A 16,183-nucleotide genomic window follows, 5' to 3' on the forward strand; every position below is an offset into this window, starting at 1 on the left:
AAAAATGAACCGCCCCTTTAACTTTTCTGCTGGCCCCGCCGCCATCCCTGAAGAAGTCTTGCAGCAAGCGGCTGCAGAAATGCTCGATTGGCATGGCTGCGGCATGGGTGTGATGGAGATGAGCCACCGGGGCAAAGAGTTCATCAGCATCTACGAAACCGCTGAAGCCGATGTGCGCGAACTGTTGGCCATTCCGGCCCACTTCAAAATCCTGTTCATGCAAGGCGGTGGCATTGCCGAAAACGCCATCGTGCCCATGAACCTCTCGCGCGCTGGCGTGGTGGACTTTGTCGTGACCGGTAGCTGGAGCCAAAAATCCTTCAAAGAGGCGGCCAAATACGCGCAGCCACACTTGGCCGCCAGCGGCAAGGACAGCGGCTTTACCCGCCCCGTGGCCCCCAAGGACTGGCAGTTGTCCAGCAACCCGGCCTACGTTCACATTTGCAGCAATGAAACCATTGACGGCGTGGAATTTCACGAACTGCCCGACCTGCGAGCCCTGGGTTGCGATGCGCCGCTGGTGATTGATTTTTCCTCGCACGTCGCCTCGCGCCCGGTGGATTGGAGCCGCGTTGGCCTGGCCTTTGGCGGGGCGCAGAAAAACATCGGCCCCGCAGGGCTGACCATCGTGGTCGTGCGCGAAGACCTGCTGGGCCACGCCCTGCCGATTACGCCCAGCGCGTTTGACTTTAAAACCGTGGCCGACAACCACTCCATGTTCAACACCCCGCCAACCTGGGGCATCTACATGGCGGGTCTGACCTTTCAGTGGCTCAAGCGCCAGCGCGAGGGCGAGCTGACCGGCATCGCCGCCATGGAGCAACGCAACATCGCCAAGGCCCAGCGCTTTTATGACTATGTGGACGGCTCGCAGCTGTACGTCAATGCCATCGACCCGGCCTGGCGCTCGCGCATGAACATCCCCTTCCAGCTGCGCGATGCCAGCCGCAACGAAGCCTTTCTGGCCGGTGCCAAAGCCGCCGGGCTGCTGCAGCTCAAAGGCCACAAATCGGTGGGCGGCATGCGCGCCAGCCTCTACAACGCCATGCCCATGGCAGGCGTGCAGGCGCTGATTGCCTTTATGCAAGAGTTCGAGCGCACCAGCGCTTAAGCCTTCATTACAGAAGCTATTTGCGCTGATAAATAGCTGCTTTCACAGTCAATCAGCCCATAAAACGCCTATTTATCAGCGCTAACAGCTATAACAAAAGAGACACCATGAGCATCACCCCCCAAGCCAGCCCCGAATTGGCCCAGTTGCGCGACCAAATTGACAGCCTCGATCACCAGCTGCTGCACCTGCTCAACCAGCGTGCCCGTGTGGCCGAGCAGGTGGGCGAGGTGAAGAAGCGCGAAGGCTCCACCTTCTTTCGCCCCGACCGCGTGGCCCAGGTGATTGAGAAGATCAAAACCGCCAACCCCGGGCCGCTCAAAGGCACGCATGTGGCCGCCATCTGGCGCGAGATCATGTCCGCCTGCCTGGCCCTGGAGTCGCCCCAGCGCGTGGCGGTGCTCGGGCCGGAGGGCACTTTTTGCGAGCAGGCGGCCATCGAATACTTTGGCGGCGCGGCCAACTTCATGTACTGCAACAGCTTTGAAGAGGTGTTTCATGCCACCGCCGCCGGCAGTGCCCAGTACGGCGTGGTGGGCATTGAAAACTCCACCGAGGGCGTGGTCACCCGCTCGCTCGATATGCTGCTGCACACCCCTTGCCACATCGTGGGCGAGGTCAGCCTGCTGGTGCGCCACAACCTGATGCGCTCGACCAACAGCCTGCAAGACATCGAGGTCGTCGTCGCCCACCCCCAAGCGCTGGCGCAATGCCAAGCCTGGCTGTCCAAGCACCTGCCCGATGCCGAGCGCCGCCCGGTCGAGAGCAATGCCGAAGGGGCCCGCCTGGCCGCCTTGCACCCTGGCTGGGCCGCCATTGCCGGTGAGCGGGCAGCGCAGCAGTTTGGCCTGCACATCGTCAGCCACGCCATCCAAGACCAGGCGTACAACCGCACGCGCTTTGCCATCATTTGCCTGCCGCACACCCTGCCCACGCCTGCGCCGTCGGCCAAAGACTGCACCAGCCTGATCATCTCGGTGCCCAACCGCCCCGGTGCCGTCCATGATTTATTGGTGCCACTGAAAAAGCACGGCGTTTCGATGACGCGTTTTGAATCGCGCCCGGCGCGCACCGGCCAGTGGGAGTATTACTTTTACATCGACATCGAAGGCCACCCTGCCCACCCCCATGTCGCCCAGGCACTGCAAGAGCTGCAGCACCTGAGCGCCTTCTACAAACAACTGGGCACCTACCCGGTGGCGGCCTGAACGGCGCAATGCGCAAAGGAAGACACCAATGTTTGAACAACTGGGGTTGATTGGCTGCGGCTTGATGGGCGGCTCGTTTGCGCTGGCCTTGAAACAAGCCGGCTTGGTCAAGCGCGTGGTCGGCTACAGCAAATCGCCCTCCACCACCGAACGCGCCCGCAAAATGGGCGTGATCGATGTTGAAGCGCCCTCGGCCCTGCTGGCCGTGGCCGGGGCCGACATCGTTTTGCTGGCAGTCCCCGTTGCTGCCACCGAGCGCACCCTCAAATCCATCAAGCACTTGATCACCCCGCAAATGCTGGTCATGGATGTCGGCTCCACCAAAGCCGATGTCGTCAGCGCCGCGCGCAGCGCCCTGGGGTCCCGCTTGGGCAGCTTTATCCCCGCCCACCCCATTACCGGCAAGGAGTTGGCCGGGGTTGAGCACGCCGATGCCAATCTGTACCGGGGGGCCAAAGTGGTCATCACGCCCACTGAGCGCACCTTGACCGCCCAACTGCACAAAGCCCAGCTGCTGTGGCTGGCCCTGGGCTGCGAGGTCAGCACCATGAGCCCGCAGGCGCACGATGCGGCCTTTGCCGCCGTCAGCCACCTGCCCCACCTGTTGGCCTTTGCCATGATGCACAGCATCACCGGGCAACTGCATGGCGAGGATTACCTGCAGCTGGCCGGCCCCGGGTTCAAAGATTTCACCCGCATTGCCGCTGCCGATGCCAAAGTGTGGCGTGACATTCTGCACGCCAACCAGGAAGAAGTGCTCAGCCAGCTGCAGCACTACCGCCACGCCTTGCAGGCTTTTGAAGCCGCCTTGCAAGCCAACGACACCGCCGCCCTCGAAAGCATGATCGAGCACGCCAGCGCCGCCCGCAGCCAATGCTTTGCGGCCCCGAAAAAAGACTAACGGCATGTTTACCACCGCATTTCTTGACCTGCCCCACCTGGCCAGCGCCCACGGCTGCGTGCAGCTGCCCGGCTCCAAAAGCATCTCCAACCGCGTCCTTTTGCTGGCCGCACTCAGCCACGGCACCACCGTGCTGCACGACCTGCTCGACTCGGACGACACGCGGGTCATGCTCCAAGCCCTGCACACCCTGGGCTGCACCATCACCCCCGGTCAAGTCACACCGGGCCAGCCATTGCACATCACCGGACTGGGCGGTGCGTTGCCGGCCGATGCCGCAGCCACGCTGTTTTTAGGCAACGCCGGCACCGCCATGCGCCCCTTGACGGCTGCCTTGGCGGTGCTGGGCGGTCAGTTTGAAATGACCGGCATCGCGCGCATGTACGAGCGCCCGATTGGCGATCTGGTCGATGCCCTGCGCCAATTGGGCTGCCAAATTGACTACCTGGGCACCCCAGGCTACCCGCCGCTGAAAATCGGCCACCCCGACTTTGCCGCCCATTTGGCTGCGCCCATCCGCGTGCGCGGCGATGTTTCCAGCCAGTTTTTAACGTCGCTTCTGCTGGCCCTGCCCCTGCTGGCACAAGAACAGGCCATCACCATTGATGTCGAGGGCGAGCTCATCTCCAAGCCCTACATCCACATCACCCTGGAATTGCTGGCGCGTTTTGGCATCCGCGTAGAAAACCACGGCTGGCAGCGCTTTGTCATCCCAGCGGGCAGCCGCTACCAATCGCCCGGTGCCATTCATGTTGAGGCGGATGCCTCCTCGGCCAGCTATTTCATAGCATTAGGCGCAATAGCCACGGGCGATAATGGCCAAAAAAGCATCAAAATCGAAGGCGTTGGGCTGGACTCGATCCAGGGCGATATCCGCTTCGCTGAAGCCGCCCAAGCCATGGGTGCGGTGGTCACCGGCGGCCCTAATTGGCTGCAAGTGCAGCGGGGCGCGTGGCCACTCAAAGCGATTGATCTCGATTGCAACCACATCCCCGACGCGGCCATGACCCTGGCCGCCATGGCCTTGTACGCCAATGGCACCACCACCTTGCGCAACATCGCCAGCTGGCGTGTCAAAGAGACCGACCGCATCGCCGCCATGGCCTGCGAACTGCGCAAATTGGGCGCCACGGTGGAAGAAGGGGCCGACTTCATCCGCATCACCCCCCCGGCATCGGTGCAAGACTGGCAAGCCGCCAGCATCCACACCTACGACGACCACCGCGTGGCCATGTGCTTTTCGCTGGCGGCCTTTAATCCGGCGGGCCTGCCCGTGCGCATTGAAGACCCCCAATGCGTGGCCAAAACCTTCCCCGATTATTTTGAGGCCCTGTTCACCCTGGTGCAGCCCAGCGCCCCGGCCCCAGTCATTTGCATTGATGGCCCCACCGCCTCGGGCAAAGGCACGGTGGCCAGTTTGGTGGCCCAGCGTCTGGGGTTTGCCTTGCTCGACTCTGGGGCGCTCTACCGCATTGCCGGCTTGGCCGCCACCCGGGCTGGCATTCCTTTGGAAGCGGCGCACGCCCAGCAAATTGCCGACCTGGTCGCCACACTGCACATCGTTTTTACCCCGGACCAGCGCGTGCTCCTCGGGGCTGAAGACATCAGCCTGGCCATTCGCACCGAAGCCGCTGGTATGAATGCTTCACGCGTTTCAGCCTTTCCTGCTGTGCGCCAAGCGCTACTACAATTGCAGCGCGATTTTCGCCGCTTGCCTGGCCTGGTGGCCGACGGGCGCGACATGGGCACGGTCATCTTCCCCGATGCAGCGCTGAAGGTGTACTTGAGCGCCAGCGCCCAGTGCCGTGCAGAAAGGCGCTTTAAACAGTTGATAGATAAAGGCCTTTCTGCTAATATTGCCGACCTTTTGGCAGACCTTCAGGCGCGCGATGCCCGCGATATGCAGCGCAGCGCAGCGCCCTTGAAGCCCGCCGAGGATGCTTTGCACTGGGACAACCACGCCGAACGCACGATTGAACAAGCCGTGCAGCAGGTGCTGGCCTGGTGGGAGCAACGCCAGCCTTTTGCAGCCGCCCAGCGCCCATAACGCCCAGCGCTGCTGCTCAAGACCACGCCCGCACGGGGTTGGCCAACGCTGTCACACAGCGGCCAACCCGTTGCGGTTTTTCACTTTTAACCCGCAGATTTTTTTCTGCACCCCGATCGCGGGCAGCCTTAAAAACGTGCAGCAATAGTGCTGCCGGAAACCTGCCCTTGCGACCAAGGAAACACATGTCCGAATCTTTTGCCGCCCTGTTTGAAGAATCCCTGCAACGCACCGAAATGCGTCCTGGCGAAGTAATCACTGCCGAAGTGGTTGCCGTCGATCAAAACTTTGTGATCGTGGACGCTGGCCTCAAATCCGAAGCCTATGTGCCAATTGAAGAGTTCAAAAACGACCAGGGCGAAATCGAAGTCCAAGTGGGTGACTTCGTCTCGGTGGCCGTTGGTGTCATCGAAAACGGCTACGGCGACACCGTGCTGTCGCGCGATACCGCCAAGCGTCTGGCCTCGTGGCTGTCGCTGGAGCAAGCGCTGGAATCTGGCGAATTCGTCACCGGCACCACCAGCGGCCGCGTCAAGGGTGGCCTGACCGTGTTGGTCAATGGCATCCGCGCTTTCCTGCCCGGCTCGCTGATCGACACCCGTCCGGTCAAAGACCTGACCCCCTACGAAAACAAAACCCTCGAATTCAAGGTCATCAAGCTGGACCGCAAGCGCAACAACGTGGTGCTGAGCCGCCGCGCTGTGGTGGAAGCCTCGATGGGCGAAGAGCGCGCCAAGCTGATGGAAAACCTGAAAGAAGGCGCCATCGTGCAAGGTGTGGTGAAAAACATCACCGAATACGGCGCATTTGTGGACCTGGGCGGCATCGACGGCCTGCTGCACATCACCGACATGGCCTGGCGCCGCGTGCGTCACCCCTCTGAAGTGGTGACCGCTGGCCAGGAAATCATGGCCAAGATCCTCAAGTTCGATACCGACAAAAACCGCGTCTCGCTGGGCCTGAAGCAAATGGGCGACGACCCCTGGATGGGCGTAGGCCGCCGCTACCCGGCCAGCACCCGCCTGTTCGGCAAAGTCACCAATATCGCTGACTACGGTGCCTTCGTGGAACTGGAACCCGGCATCGAAGGCCTGGTGCACGTTTCCGAAATGGACTGGACCAACAAAAACGTGGCCCCCAACAAGCTGGTGTCCCTGGGCGACGAAGTCGAAGTCATGGTTCTGGAGATCGACGAAGACAAGCGCCGCATCAGCCTGGGCATGAAGCAGTGCCGCGCCAACCCTTGGCAAGAATTTGCCCAGAACACCAAGCGCGGCGACCGCGTCAAGGGCCCGATCAAGTCGATCACCGACTTTGGCGTGTTCGTGGGCTTGGCCGCTGGCATCGACGGCCTGGTGCACCTGTCTGACCTGTCGTGGAACGAAACCGGCGAAGCCGCTGTGCGCAACTACAAAAAAGGCCAAGAAGTCGAAGCCATCGTGCTGGCCGTGGATGTGGAGCGCGAGCGCATCAGCCTGGGCATCAAGCAGCTCGACCAAGACCCCTTCACCACCTTTGTGACGGTGAATGACAAAGGCTCGATCGTGACCGGCAAAGTCAAGACCGTGGATGCCAAGGGCGCTGAAATCGAACTGGGCGAAGACATCCTGGGCTACCTGCGTGTTTCTGAAATCTCGCAAGACCGCGTGGAAGATGCCCGCAGCGTCCTGAAAGAAGGCGACGATGTGACCGCCGTGGTGACCAACGTGGACCGCAAGACCCGCAACATCCAGTTGTCGATCAAGCAAAAAGACCACGTCGAGCAGCAAGAAGCCATGGCCAGCCTGTCGGCCCAATCCTCGAAAGAGAACGCCGGCACCACCAGCCTGGGCGCACTGCTGCGTGCCAAGCTGGACGCTGACAAGTAATCCAACCACGCACAAGGCAAACTGAAGTTTTTAGTTTTGCCTTCTCACAACGGGCGCTGCCATCAGCGCCCGTTGGCTATTAAGGGGAAGGCGCTTGCACGCAAAGCACCTTCCCCGCTGTTTGACATTGATTGTTTTCCGCCATGACCCGCTCTGACCTTGTTGAAGAACTCGCTGCTCTGCTTCCATTTTTAATGCAACGCGATGCCGAGCAAGCTGTCAAAGCCTTGCAAGATGCCATCGTCGATGCCTTGGTGCAGGGCCAGCGCATCGAAATTCGTGGGTTTGGCAGCTTCTCCATCCACCACCGCCCGGAACGCACGGGCCGCAATCCGCGCAGCGGCGAATCGGTGCTGGTACCCGCCAAGCGTCTTCCCCACTTCAAACCGGGCAAGGCCTTGCGTGAAGCCGTTGACTTTGCGCCCACCGCCTAGAATGCAACCTTCTTCGGAAGGGCTTGCGATGAAATACCTCGTATGGCTGCTCAAGGCAGCCATTTTTTTTACCTTGTTTGCATTTGCACTGAATAACCAGCACAGCACCACCGTGCACTGGTTCTTTGGTCAGTATTGGAGCGGGCCACTGGTGCTGATCGTCTTGGCGGCGTTTTGCCTGGGGCTGCTCACCGGCATCTTGGTCATGCTGCCGCGCTGGTGGCAAGCCCGCCAACAGGCCCATGCCGCAGCCTCGCCCGCCCCTGCCCCGGCAGAATCCTCTGCCGCTGCCGCCCACCCGACCACACTCCATGAACTTTGATTTAAGCTGGATTTTGCTGGGCCTGCCCTTGGCCTTTGTGCTGGGCTGGCTGGCCTCGCGCATGGATTGGCGCCAAATGCGCCTGGAAAGCCAACGCGCCCCCAAGGCCTACTTCAAAGGGCTGAACTACCTGCTCAACGAGCAGCAAGACCAGGCCATTGATGCCTTTATTGAGGCCATGCAAAACGACCCGGACACGGCCGAGCTGCACTTTGCCCTGGGCAATTTGTTTCGCCGCCGGGGCGAATACCTGCGGGCCGTGCGCGTGCATGAGCACTTGCTGCACCGCGCTGATTTAAGCGATGCCGATCGCCAGCGTGCCCAAAACGGCTTGGCGCAAGACTATTTGAAAGCCGGACTCTTAGACCGCGCCGAAGAAGCACTGCACCGCCTGGAAGCGACCGCTTACGAAACCGATGCCCGTTTAGCGCTGCTGAGCATTTATGAGCGCGCCCGCGACTGGCCCCAGGCCGCCGCCATCGTGCGCAAACTGCAAGCCAGTGGCCAAGGCGACTTTAGCCAGCGCCTCTCGCACTATGAATGCGAGCAGGCCGCCGCCTTGGCCAACCAAGGCGAACTCGAACCTGCCCTGGCCTTGCTCACCCAGGCCACCCAGACGGCCCCCACGGCACCGCGCCCCTGGCTGGATTTGGCCCGCTTGCAGCACCACCAAGGGGCCACCGATGCCGCGTGGAACAGTCTGCTCGCCCTGGCCGAGCAAGCCCCGCAGGCCCTGCCCCTGGCCCTGCCACTGCTGCAAGACATTGCCCAAGCCAGTGGCCAAGAAGCACCAGCCATTGCCCTGCTGCGCCAGCGTTATGCCCAAACCCCATCGCTGGACCTGGTGCTGGCCTTGGTGCAATTGCAGGCAGACCCCCAAGGCCAGGCCGGGCAGCGCTGCCAGCAGCAAGACGGCACCTGCAGTCAAGGCTGGCTGCTGCGCCACCTGGAGCAAGAACCCTCTTTGGCGATTGCCCACCAATGGCTGGCCACGCAAAGGGAGCACGCCATACCGCCCACAGTGCTGCAAGCGTTGGAGCATGCCAGCCGCCCCCTGATGCGCTACCGCTGCGCGGCCTGCGGCTTTGAGGCGCGCCAGCATTTTTGGCATTGCCCCGGCTGCCAAAGCTGGGACAGCTACCCAGCGCGGCGGGTGGAAGAGCTGTAAGCCAAAAGCTGCACACTCAAACTTGGTATAGAAAAATGTCAAAACCCTTACTGGGTAAGCGTAAACAGCTATTATTTTTAAAGCAATTGGTAGAAAGGGGCGGCACATGCGAAAATCAGCCCCGCAATTTTCAATTCACAAGGGCTGCCAACATGCGATGGGGCAGCCCTTGTTTTCTTTATTAAAAACAGGACACGATCATGGAAGCAGAACGCATCAACCAAATTGGCAACACCCTTGAAGACCTGAGTGAGCGCACCCAGGACTTACGGAGGTATCTTTGACTACGATGCCAAGTTTGAACGCCTGCGCACCGTCAATGCCTCGCTAGAAGACCCCAGCATCTGGAACGACCCGAAAAAAGCCCAAGAGCTGGGCAAAGAAAAAAAATCGCTCGATGCCGTGGTCCTCACCCTGGAAAAGCTCACCACCGAGCTGGCGGACAACAGCGAACTGTTCGAAATGAGCCGCGAAGAAGGCGACGAGGCCGGGCTGCTGACCATCGAAGCGGAAACCGCCAAACTCCAGCCCCTGATTGAAGAGCTGGAGTTTCGCCGCATGTTCAGCCACGAGGCCGATCCGCTGAACTGCTACATCGACATCCAGGCCGGCGCGGGCGGCACCGAGGCCTGCGACTGGGCCAGCATCTTGCTGCGCCAGTACCTGAAGTACGCCGAGCGCAAAGGCTTCAAGGCCACCGTTGATGACGAAACCCCCGGCGATGTGGCTGGCATCAAGGGCGCGACCATTCACATTGAGGGCGAATACGCCTACGGCCTGCTGCGCACCGAAACCGGCGTGCACCGCTTGGTGCGCAAATCGCCCTTTGACAGCTCGGGCGGGCGGCACACCTCGTTTGCCTCGCTGTTCGTTTACCCGGAGATTGATGACTCCATCGAAATCCACATCAACCCCGCTGACGTGCGCACCGACACCTACCGCGCCTCGGGCGCGGGCGGCCAGCACATCAACAAAACCGACTCGGCCGTGCGCCTGACGCACATCCCCACCGGCATCGTCGTGCAGTGCCAAGATGGCCGCAGCCAGCACAGCAACCGCGATGTAGCGTGGCAGCGCCTGCGCTCGCGCTTGTACGACTTTGAAATGCGCAAACGCCAAGAAGAGCAGCAAAAGCTGGAAGACAGCAAAACCGATGTAGGCTGGGGCCACCAAATCCGCAGCTATGTGCTGGACAACAGCCGCATCAAGGACTTGCGCACCAACGTCGAAGTCTCGGCCACGCAAAAAGTGCTGGACGGCGACCTGGATGTATTTATTGAAGCCGCGCTCAAGCAAGGCGTTTAAACGAACAACCATGAAAACAGAGCAAACCCCCACCGTGGTGCAGCGCCTGGACTACACCGCCCCGGCCTTCTGGATCGAGACGGTGGAGCTGGCCTTCGACCTGGACCCGGCCAAAACCCGCGTCCTGAACAAAATGCAGGTGCGCCGCAATCCAGAGGTGCCCGCCCAGCCCCTGCGCCTGGATGGCGAAGACTTGAACCTGGCGCGTGTGCTGGTCAATGGCAGCGGCACCAGCTTCAAACTGGACGGCGGCCAGCTCGTGCTGGAAAACCTGCCTGAAGGGCCGGAACCATTCGCGCTGGAAATCTTCACCACCTGCGCCCCGCTGAAAAACACCCAGCTATCGGGTCTGTACGTCAGCCAAGAGACCTTTTTCACCCAGTGCGAAGCCCAAGGCTTTCGGCGCATCACCTACTTCCTGGATCGCCCCGATGTGATGGCCAGCTACAGCGTGTTGCTGCGGGCCGACAAAGCGCACTACCCGGTGCTGCTGTCCAACGGCAACCTGGTGGAAAGCGGCGATTTGGACGATGGCCGCCACTTTGCCCGCTGGCACGACCCGCACAAAAAGCCCAGTTATTTGTTCGCCCTGGTGGCGGGCAAACTGGTCGCGCGCGAGCAAAAAATCACCAGCCGCACCGGCAAAGAGCACCTGCTGCAAGTCTGGGTGCGCCCCGGCGACCTGGAAAAGACCGAGCACGCCATGCGCTCGCTCATGCACGCCATCGCCTGGGACGAAGCCCGCTTTGGCCTGCCGCTGGACCTGGAGCGCTTCATGATCGTCGCCACCAGCGACTTCAACATGGGCGCGATGGAAAACAAGGGCCTGAACATCTTCAACACCAAGTACGTGCTGGCCAACCAAGCCACCGCCACCGACGCTGACTTTGCCAACATCGAAAGCGTGGTCGGGCACGAATACTTCCACAACTGGACGGGCAACCGCATCACCTGCCGCGACTGGTTCCAGCTCTCGCTCAAAGAGGGGCTGACCGTGTTCCGCGACCAAGAATTCTCGATGGACATGGCCGGCAGCGCCTCAGCGCGCGCCGTCAAGCGCATCGAAGACGTGCGCGTGCTGCGCACCGTGCAGTTTGCCGAAGACGCTGGCCCCATGGCCCACCCCGTGCGCCCGGACAGCTACGTCGAAATCAACAACTTCTACACCGTCACCATCTACGAAAAAGGTGCCGAAGTGGTGCGCATGCAGCACAACCTGGTCGGCAAAGACGGTTTTGCCCAAGGCATGAAGCTGTATTTCGAGCGCTTTGATGGCCAAGCGGTGACATGCGACGACTTTGTTCAGGCCATGGCCGATGCCAACCCCGCTAGCCCCCTGGCCCAACACCTGGATGCTTTCAAGCGCTGGTACAGCCAAGCTGGCACCCCCACCGTGCATGCCAGCGGCGTGTTCGATGCACAGGCACAAACCTACACCCTCACCCTACGCCAAAGCTGCCCGGCCACCCCCGGCCAAAGCGCCAGCGCAAAACAGCCCTTCGTCATCCCCGTCACCCTGGGGCTGCTCGATGGCCAAGGCAAGGCACTGCCCTTGCAGCTGCAGGGCCACAACGTCGGCACAGAGCACACCTTGGTGCTGCACCAAGAAGAGCAAGCGTGGACCTTCACCGGCATCACCAGCCAGCCCACCCCCTCGCTGCTGCGCAGCCTGAGCGCCCCCGTCCTGCTGGACTACCCGTTCACCGAGGCCGAACTGCTCACCCTGCTGGCCCACGACAGCGATGCCTTCAACCGCTGGGAAGCCGCACAGCGCCTGAGCTTGCGCATCGCTACCAATGCCATAGCTGCTACCGCTGAAACAGCAACAGAAAAAGAGCAAAACCATGCCAATCTCCTGCCGCAGAGCGTGGTGGATGCTCTGCGTCTGGTGCTAGAGCACCCGCAACTGGATGCCGCCTTCAAAGAGCTGGTGCTGACCCTGCCCTCCGAAAGCTACATCGCCGAGCAGCTGGACAGCGTCGATCCCCAGCACATCCACAGCGTGCGCGAAGCCATGCGCCGGCAACTGGCCCTGGCCCTGCAACCGCAGTGGCAAGCCGCCTACGAAGCCCACGCCCACACCGGCGCTTACCAGCCCGAACCCATCGCCGCAGGCCGCCGCGCCCTGGCCGGATTGGCGCTGAACATGCTGTGCCTGGCCGCCCAGGGCGACGGTGTGTGGGCCGGCAAAGCCTACCAGCGCGTCAAAGACGCGGGCAACATGACCGACAAGGCCAACGCCCTGCAAGCCCTGGTCCAAAGCGCCAGCCCCCTGGCGAGCAACGCGCTGGATTATTTTTACCGCCAGCTGCGCCACGAGCCCCTGGTGCTGGACAAATGGTTTGCCCTGCAAGCGGCCGCCCCCGATGTGCAAGGCAGCGTACTGCCCGCCGTCAAAGCCCTGCTCAAGCACCCAGACTTTGTGCTGAAAAACCCCAACCGCGCCCGCAGCCTGGTCTTTACCTACTGCAATGCCAACCCTGGGGGCTTTCACCGCCTGGATGCGGCCGGCTACATCTTCTGGGCCGACCACGTGCTGGCGCTGGACGCCATCAACCCCCAAATGGCCGCCCGCCTGGCCCGCGCCCTGGACCGCTGGCAAAAGCTCGCCCCACCCTACCGGGAAGCCGCCCGCGAAGCCATTGCCCGCGTCGCCGCCAAAGCCGACCTGTCCAACGACGTGCGCGAAGTCGTGGCACGGGCCTTGGGTGAGTGAAGCAACATTCTAAAAAACATAGCTTCTACCGCTTATTCAGTAACGAATTTATCAATAAAAAGCGTCAATCCCTTGCCAAACAAGCGGTAGACGCTTCTTTTTAAGGAGTTTTCATGCCACGCCGCGATAGCTTTACCCGTTACCTGGTGGAAAAACAACGGGTCGATGGCCGCATCCCCCCGCAACTGCGCCTGCTGCTAGAAGTGGTTGCCCGCGCCTGCAAGCGCATCAGCTTTGCCGTGAACAAAGGCGAGCTGGGCGAAGTCATGGGCACCGCCGGCAGCGAAAACGTACAAGGCGAAGTGCAGAAAAAGCTGGACATCATCGCCAACGAAACCTTGATTGAAGCCAACGAATGGGGCGGCCACTTGGCGGCCATGGCCAGCGAAGAGATGGAAGGCATCTACGTCGTGCCCAACCGCTACCCCCAGGGCGAATACCTGCTGATGTTTGACCCACTGGACGGCTCCAGCAACATCGACATCAACATGTCCATTGGCACCATCTTCAGCGTGCTAAAAAAACCCGAAGGCCACCCTGGCGTACACGACAGCGACTTCTTCCAGCCGGGCACCAAGCAAGTGGCGGCTGGTTATTGCATCTACGGCCCGCAAACCACCCTGGTGCTGACGGTAGGCGACGGTGTCTCGATGTTCACCCTGGACCGCGAGCAAGGCTCGTTCATCCTCACGCAAGAGAACGTACGCATCCCCGAAGACACCAAAGAATTTGCCATCAACATGTCCAACATGCGCCACTGGGATGCCCCCGTGAAGCGCTATATCGATGAAGTGCTGGCCGGCAAAGATGGCCCACGCGGCAAGGACTTCAACATGCGCTGGGTCGCCGCCATGGTGGCCGACGTGCACCGCATCCTGTGCCGGGGCGGCATCTTCATGTACCCCTGGGACAAGCGCGAACCGAACAAACCGGGCAAGCTGCGCCTGATGTACGAGGCCAACCCCATGGCCTGGCTGGTGGAACAAGCTGGCGGCCTGGCCACCGATGGCCGCCAACGCATCATGGAAGTGCAGCCCACCCAGCTGCACCAGCGTGTCAGCGTCGTTCTCGGCTCCAAAAACGAAGTCGAGCGCGTCACCCAGTACCACCTGGAAGCAGATAAAAACTCGTTATAATTACGGTCTTTCGCCGGTGTAGCTCAGTTGGTAGAGCAGCTCATTCGTAATGAGAAGGTCGCGTGTTCGATTCATGTCTCCGGCACCAAAACAACCAATAAACCCTGCTACTTTGCGCAAGTACCAGGGTTTATTTTTTAAATCATCCGCCTGTAGCTCATCCGGATAGAGCAATTGCCTTCTAAGCAATAGGTAGCTGGTTCGAGCCCAGCCAGGCGGGCCAATAAAAACAAAGACTTAGCAAGAATCTTGCACAGCCCGTTTTTCATGACCACCGCCAAGGGGTAAACAAAGGGGTAAACAAAATTTTTGCTACCCCGCCTGTCGTTGGTTGGCTGTTCACCATTCACCGTTTATTTTCACCACCCATTAGCGCTACAACGCGGTAGCACGACCCGCCTACACCCCCCCGCTAGGAGTACCTTTTAGCACCCACAAACGCGCGGGGCCGTGGTCTTGGCCCCAGAAAAACAGCGGAACCCCCTATAGCACCCCACGCAACAGCGCCACAACGCGGCAGCATGACCCGCACACGACACCCCCCAGGGAGTACCTTTATGCATAAATCGCATAACAAAAGCAAGCCACCCGGCAAGCATCTCTAGGTTTCCTCGGGCTATCGTTCAAAAAAGTTGGGGGCATTGGGGGCAAATGGAAAAACAGCATCTAAGTGCATGATTTAAAACAATAAAACTGCCCCCAAAAATCTTGGGGGCAAACTAGTTTTTTTTGGGGGCATTGGGGGCAAATGGGGGCAAAACCATGCCGAAAGGCGATTTTTTGCTTATTTATTAAGCAAATCAAGGCAAAAGACAACTAAGCCACGACAAAACCAAGAGCCGCAGGCGTGCGCATCGTTGCCTCGTAGTTATGCATAAAGTGCATAGGATATGGGCATGAATGAGCAGGCCGGGCCAGTTATTCCCTCTGGTGCAATCCCCGCTCACCAGAAACCGCAGCGCGAAATAAATCCCACCGCGCCCCCTCTGGGCACCGCACGGCAGGCAGTGGGCCAGCCACTGGCCCAGGTGGGGCGCAGGAGCACGGCAGGCCCAGGGCGAAGGCCACCACCAGGAGCAGCGCCTAGGGCCGCCAGCCCAAGCACCAGCACAGGCGGTAGCCCAGCAACGTGACGCTGGCAGCCATCATCCCCCTAGGGCCAGCGCAAGCCACGGCCAGCAACGGCAAACACTGGCGCAGATTTCAGGGCGATGGCGATGGCGATGGCGATGGCGATGGCGATGGCGATGGCAATGGCAATGGCAATGGCAATGGCAAAGATATGGGCATGAATGAGCAGGCCGGGCCAGTTATTCCCTTTGGTGCAGTCCCCGCTTACCAGAAACTGCAGCGCGAAATAAATCCCACCGCGCCCCCTATGGGCACCGCACGGCAGTCAGTGGGCCAGCCACTGGCCCAGGTGGGGCACAAGAGCACGGCAGGCCCAGGGCGAAGGCCACCACCAGGAGCAGCGCCTAGGGCCACCAGCCCAAGCACCAGCACAGGCGGTAGCCCAGCAACGTGACGCTGGCAGCCATCATCCCCCTAGGGTCAGCGCAAGCTACGGCCGCACGGCAGGCCCAGGGCGAAGGCCACCACCAGGAGCAGCGCCTAGGGCCACCAGCCCAAGCACCAGCACAGGCGGTAGCCCAGCAACGTGACGCTGGCAGCCATCATCCCCCTAGGGTCAGCGCAAGCTACGGCCAGCAGTGGCAAACACTGGCGCAGATTTCAGGGCGATGGCAATGGCAATGGCAATGGCAATGGCAAAGATATGGGCATGAATGAGCAGGCCGGGCCAGTTATTCCCTCTGGTGCAATCCCCGCTCACCAGAAACCGCAGCGCGAAATAAATCCCACCGCGCCCCCTCTGGGCACCGCACGGCAGGCAGTGGGCAAGCCACTGGCCCAGGTGGGGCGCAGGAGCACGGCAGGCCCAGGGCGAAGGCCACCACCAGGAGCAGCGC

13 protein-coding genes and 2 tRNA genes are annotated in these 16,183 nt (G+C 61.0%); 14 read left to right on the forward strand and 1 reads right to left on the reverse strand.

The features are described from left to right. The first annotated feature begins 4 nt into the window (after positions 1-4). The 14 genes from serC (at position 5) to ACFO24_RS03520 (ending at position 15,741) form a co-directional block, all read left to right on the forward strand. Positions 5-1,111, forward strand: a complete 1,107-nt coding sequence (serC, locus tag ACFO24_RS03455; protein WP_207574974.1) for a 3-phosphoserine/phosphohydroxythreonine transaminase — start codon at positions 5-7, stop codon at positions 1,109-1,111. Between the two features lie 107 nt (positions 1,112-1,218). Further along, positions 1,219-2,319: a prephenate dehydratase gene (gene pheA / locus ACFO24_RS03460; RefSeq protein WP_207574973.1), complete on the forward strand. Its 1,101-nt coding sequence runs from the start codon at positions 1,219-1,221 to the stop codon at positions 2,317-2,319. A 28-nt stretch (positions 2,320-2,347) separates the two neighbouring features. Continuing rightward, the gene (locus ACFO24_RS03465) at positions 2,348-3,220 is read left to right on the forward strand and encodes a prephenate dehydrogenase (RefSeq protein WP_207574972.1); all 873 of its coding nucleotides are present in this window, start codon (positions 2,348-2,350) and stop codon (positions 3,218-3,220) included. 4 nt (positions 3,221-3,224) lie between these two features. Next, positions 3,225-5,267, forward strand: a complete 2,043-nt coding sequence (locus ACFO24_RS03470) for a bifunctional 3-phosphoshikimate 1-carboxyvinyltransferase/cytidylate kinase (RefSeq protein ID WP_377736841.1) — start codon at positions 3,225-3,227, stop codon at positions 5,265-5,267. A gap of 185 nt (positions 5,268-5,452) precedes the next feature. Beyond that, entirely contained in the window at positions 5,453-7,135 is a 1,683-nt protein-coding gene (rpsA, locus tag ACFO24_RS03475; RefSeq protein ID WP_377736843.1) for a 30S ribosomal protein S1, read from the forward strand. A 143-nt stretch (positions 7,136-7,278) separates the two neighbouring features. Further along, entirely contained in the window at positions 7,279-7,569 is a 291-nt protein-coding gene (locus tag ACFO24_RS03480) for an integration host factor subunit beta (protein WP_207574969.1), read from the forward strand. Positions 7,570-7,597: 28 nt separating this feature from the next. Further along, the gene (locus ACFO24_RS03485) at positions 7,598-7,891 is read left to right on the forward strand and encodes a LapA family protein (RefSeq protein ID WP_377736844.1); all 294 of its coding nucleotides are present in this window, start codon (positions 7,598-7,600) and stop codon (positions 7,889-7,891) included. Beyond that, positions 7,881-9,059 (forward strand): lipopolysaccharide assembly protein LapB, encoded by a 1,179-nt coding sequence (gene lapB / locus ACFO24_RS03490; protein ID WP_377736845.1) that lies wholly within the window; start codon positions 7,881-7,883, stop codon positions 9,057-9,059. Before ACFO24_RS03485 ends, lapB begins: the two co-directional genes overlap by 11 nt. 200 nt (positions 9,060-9,259) lie before the next feature. After that, a protein-coding gene (gene prfB, locus ACFO24_RS03495; RefSeq protein ID WP_377736846.1) for a peptide chain release factor 2 occupies positions 9,260-10,364 on the forward strand; the annotation gives its coding sequence in 2 pieces (ribosomal slippage) (positions 9,260-9,340 and positions 9,342-10,364; 1,104 coding nt in all). A gap of 10 nt (positions 10,365-10,374) precedes the next feature. Beyond that, on the forward strand, positions 10,375-13,080 hold the full coding sequence (pepN, locus tag ACFO24_RS03500; RefSeq protein WP_377736847.1) for an aminopeptidase N: 2,706 nt from the start codon (positions 10,375-10,377) through the stop codon (positions 13,078-13,080). A 113-nt stretch (positions 13,081-13,193) separates the two neighbouring features. Next, positions 13,194-14,216, forward strand: a complete 1,023-nt coding sequence (locus ACFO24_RS03505) for a class 1 fructose-bisphosphatase (RefSeq protein WP_377736848.1) — start codon at positions 13,194-13,196, stop codon at positions 14,214-14,216. 12 nt (positions 14,217-14,228) lie between these two features. After that, positions 14,229-14,304: transfer RNA gene (locus ACFO24_RS03510), tRNA-Thr, on the forward strand. Between the two features lie 58 nt (positions 14,305-14,362). After that, positions 14,363-14,439, forward strand: a tRNA-Arg gene (locus ACFO24_RS03515). Between the two features lie 906 nt (positions 14,440-15,345). Continuing rightward, positions 15,346-15,741 (forward strand): hypothetical protein, encoded by a 396-nt coding sequence (locus ACFO24_RS03520; protein ID WP_377736850.1) that lies wholly within the window; start codon positions 15,346-15,348, stop codon positions 15,739-15,741. A gap of 162 nt (positions 15,742-15,903) precedes the next feature. Here the strand turns inward: ACFO24_RS03520 and ACFO24_RS03525 are convergent. Further along, positions 15,904-16,183: hypothetical protein (locus ACFO24_RS03525; protein WP_377736851.1), on the reverse strand; the 280-nt coding region annotated here is incomplete at its 5' end.

This window comes from Comamonas denitrificans, assembly GCF_042654745.1.
GTDB lineage: Bacteria > Pseudomonadota > Gammaproteobacteria > Burkholderiales > Burkholderiaceae_C > Comamonas > Comamonas denitrificans.

Excerpts from the sequence above, each read along its gene's own strand:
- serC (WP_207574974.1), top strand. The coding sequence starts at position 5 with ATGAACCGCCCCTTTAACTTTTCTGCTGGCCCCGCCGCCATCCCTGAA.
- pheA (WP_207574973.1), top strand. The coding sequence starts at position 1,219 with ATGAGCATCACCCCCCAAGCCAGCCCCGAATTGGCCCAGTTGCGCGAC.
- ACFO24_RS03465 (WP_207574972.1), top strand. The coding sequence starts at position 2,348 with ATGTTTGAACAACTGGGGTTGATTGGCTGCGGCTTGATGGGCGGCTCG.
- ACFO24_RS03470 (WP_377736841.1), top strand. The coding sequence starts at position 3,225 with ATGTTTACCACCGCATTTCTTGACCTGCCCCACCTGGCCAGCGCCCAC.
- rpsA (WP_377736843.1), top strand. The coding sequence starts at position 5,453 with ATGTCCGAATCTTTTGCCGCCCTGTTTGAAGAATCCCTGCAACGCACC.
- ACFO24_RS03480 (WP_207574969.1), top strand. The coding sequence starts at position 7,279 with ATGACCCGCTCTGACCTTGTTGAAGAACTCGCTGCTCTGCTTCCATTT.
- ACFO24_RS03485 (WP_377736844.1), top strand. The coding sequence starts at position 7,598 with ATGAAATACCTCGTATGGCTGCTCAAGGCAGCCATTTTTTTTACCTTG.
- lapB (WP_377736845.1), top strand. The coding sequence starts at position 7,881 with ATGAACTTTGATTTAAGCTGGATTTTGCTGGGCCTGCCCTTGGCCTTT.
- pepN (WP_377736847.1), top strand. The coding sequence starts at position 10,375 with ATGAAAACAGAGCAAACCCCCACCGTGGTGCAGCGCCTGGACTACACC.
- ACFO24_RS03505 (WP_377736848.1), top strand. The coding sequence starts at position 13,194 with ATGCCACGCCGCGATAGCTTTACCCGTTACCTGGTGGAAAAACAACGG.